The sequence below is a fragment of the Thermotoga sp. genome (assembly GCF_021162145.1).
Lineage (GTDB): Bacteria > Thermotogota > Thermotogae > Thermotogales > Thermotogaceae > Thermotoga.
On sequence record NZ_JAGGZH010000012.1, the window covers coordinates 1 to 2,533 of the forward strand.

The window sequence follows — 2,533 nt, forward strand, 5'->3', positions numbered from 1 at the left end:
ACTTATTTATCTTACGTTCCTAAGCGAAGAAATTATAAATATGTATGCAGATTTACAGAAATTTCAGAACAAGCTGGGACCTCTCCCAAATAAATGGTGGCAGTATTTCAAGGAGATCATTGAATGCAGATAAAAAAGGCAGAGGTTGCAAGAATTTTTGAAAAGCCTATAGACTGCCCGATGTCATTTGAGGATTACATAGCTGTTCTAAAGAGAAAAGGATATATAGAGATGGTTTTGTGATTTTTTCGTGGTCTTCGTGGTCTTCGTGGTGAAAATGGTTTTTCTTTAATATGGCAGACAAATTCTACAAACAGTCACATTTTGCTGATACGGCCAAGGCGCTGGCTGTGATAGAAAAAGATATTCTCACTCAGGACGACAACTGCTTTGTCTTGAGAATAGGCCACTATTCCCATGTGGAATGTGTCACTGTGACCAATAACCAGCCTCAGACTCGAACAGGGAAACAGGGCACTCCGATCAAAAGGATCTAGAAAAAGAAAAGGCCCGAGAGGAAAAGGCTGCGCGTGAGGAGCAGAAACGGATTGAGGCAGAGGCGAAACGTCAGGCTGAGTTGGCAAAAATGTCACCCGAGGAGCGTGATATAGCAGCCGTCAGCGATCTTTCTACATCAGAAAACAAGGTCATGGAAATCTACAGTCGTATAGATAACTTTCCAGATGATATGAAAAGAAAACTTGCTCAGGCCCTCAAGGACCTCTGGGAAGAAAAGGGCAAGTGGAATGTCAAGAAAAAGAGAAAACAGTGGGTAAAGGTGCAAAAGATTAAGGGAATTTTAGGCAGCACCTGATTTCTTATAAAAATCTGCTGCTTGCGGAAGTATGTTGCTAATATGAAGTGCGCCGAGCAAGACTTGCATTTTTCTCCGACTGAATCGGCATCAGGAAGTCTTAATGGAAGCGACGTCACATCATGCGCAGTGGGAAGGTGCTAACAGGGGGATTGTGATGGAGAGAAAAAAATATGTTTTTTGGCAAGACGATGATATGTGGCTTGGATATCTGGATGAATACCCTGATTATATAACACAAGGTGTGACATTAGAAGAATTAAAAGAAAATCTAATGGATATATTCAACGAACTTAATAGTGGAAACATTCCTTCTGCTCGCAAGGTAGCCGAACTGGAAGTGGCATGAAAAGAAGGGATTTGGTAAGGGAGATAGAAAAACAGGGATGTTTATTAATTCGGCATGGAAGAAGGCATGACTGGTATCAGAATCCTAAAACAAATATATCTCAACCTATACCCCGACATAGAGAAATTAAGGAATACCTAGCTAAACACATTATCACTATGTTAACACGCAGGGCCTAATGGATATTTAAGGCTATCATTCGAGAACTTGATTGAGTCAAGAAACAACCAAAAAAGTACCTCATAAAGCGGCTCATGAGGTCACACACGCCAAGCTGCAACGATGTAAAAAGATGTTATGAAAGAACTTGAGGAAAAAGTTGCAAACAGGTTCAAACTTCTGCTGTCAAAACGTATATCGCTGCACAGGATAATAGTATTCGGCTCTCGCGCACGAGGATACGCCGATCCCGATTCCGATATGTCGATAGGGGACGTTCGTTCCGAGCGTTCTTGACGAGCTGGTTGATTAGGATTAAATCCCTTATGTGTTTCATAGTGCTAAAAGTTTAAGATACACGCTATGGCTGAAAATACTTTAGGCAAGCTCGGAACGAACGTCCCCCTAATCCGAACGTCCCCCTAATCAGGGATTGAGACGCAGCATCCTAAGCAGCCCATCCGTCAAACTGGTTCGTTCTAAACTGAGATTTGTAAAAAAAACGGCACCTCTCGCCCGCTCCCTTGGGTCGCTTGAGACCACAGAGGCCGCAGAGAAGGCAAGTCTTGTGTTTTGGGCCTAAAACTCTGTGTGCTCTGTGAACTCTGTGAGAGATATTCTTTTCCTGTTTTAAGCTGAGACCTGATTAAAAAGGGATTGAGACATGGGGTCCACTTTAAACATACTGACAATGAAGTATTTGAATCAACAAAACATCTGTTGGTGATGTGTTGAATAGGATCGGCGAGAATTTCGAAGATAAACCAAAAGGTTGAGGCAAGGATATAGGCGAATAATTCCAATTCCTTGTTTTTTCCCACCCCACCTTATTCCTGATTTGAGTGTTGATGGCCTTGGATGGACACAGGAAATTATTTCTGAAACGGCTGGAATAACACGAGGAAGGGTAGCGCAGATTGTTAACAATACCAATTTTGGTGAAATTAACACTTCACTCTTCCAAGGCCGGAACAGGGAAGATCATTCGCTGATACGTCCACATGCCTCCTGCTTTTTTGCAAGCAGTGTGATGAAAAACGCGTTGAAGAGAGAGACAACTATTCGTTACACATTGTGCCGGTTTGGGAATGGATGCTTTCCCCACTTACTCATTGACAAGCGAACCATTTTGTATCATACTCCGAATTAGTTTTACTTTATTGGAGAGTTTTCCCTAAAATGCAATATATCGAGAGGATACTGAATATTGA

4 protein-coding genes are annotated in these 2,533 nt (G+C 42.0%); all 4 read left to right on the forward strand.

Annotated features, from left to right (window positions below):
- The first annotated feature begins 688 nt into the window (after positions 1 to 688).
- A complete protein-coding gene (locus J7K79_RS00945; RefSeq protein ID WP_296904174.1) occupies positions 689 to 814 on the forward strand; it encodes a hypothetical protein in 126 nt (41 codons plus the stop codon).
- 157 nt (positions 815 to 971) lie between these two features.
- The gene (locus J7K79_RS00950) at positions 972 to 1,163 is read left to right on the forward strand and encodes a hypothetical protein (RefSeq protein WP_296904176.1); all 192 of its coding nucleotides are present in this window, start codon (positions 972 to 974) and stop codon (positions 1,161 to 1,163) included.
- On the forward strand, positions 1,160 to 1,342 hold the full coding sequence (locus tag J7K79_RS09410) for a type II toxin-antitoxin system HicA family toxin (RefSeq protein WP_366932564.1): 183 nt from the start codon (positions 1,160 to 1,162) through the stop codon (positions 1,340 to 1,342). Before J7K79_RS00950 ends, J7K79_RS09410 begins: the two co-directional genes overlap by 4 nt.
- 118 nt (positions 1,343 to 1,460) lie before the next feature.
- Complete coding sequence (locus tag J7K79_RS09415) at positions 1,461 to 1,619, forward strand: nucleotidyltransferase domain-containing protein (protein WP_366932565.1); 159 nt, start codon at positions 1,461 to 1,463, stop codon at positions 1,617 to 1,619.
- The last annotated feature ends 914 nt before the right edge of the window (positions 1,620 to 2,533 follow it).

Bases quoted from the DNA above. Each gene is read 5' to 3' on its own strand.
- J7K79_RS09410 (WP_366932564.1), top strand. From the start codon at position 1,160: ATGAAAAGAAGGGATTTGGTAAGGGAGATAGAAAAACAGGGATGTTTA.
- J7K79_RS00950 (WP_296904176.1), top strand. From the start codon at position 972: ATGGAGAGAAAAAAATATGTTTTTTGGCAAGACGATGATATGTGGCTT.
- J7K79_RS09415 (WP_366932565.1), top strand. From the start codon at position 1,461: ATGAAAGAACTTGAGGAAAAAGTTGCAAACAGGTTCAAACTTCTGCTG.
- J7K79_RS00945 (WP_296904174.1), top strand. From the start codon at position 689: ATGAAAAGAAAACTTGCTCAGGCCCTCAAGGACCTCTGGGAAGAAAAG.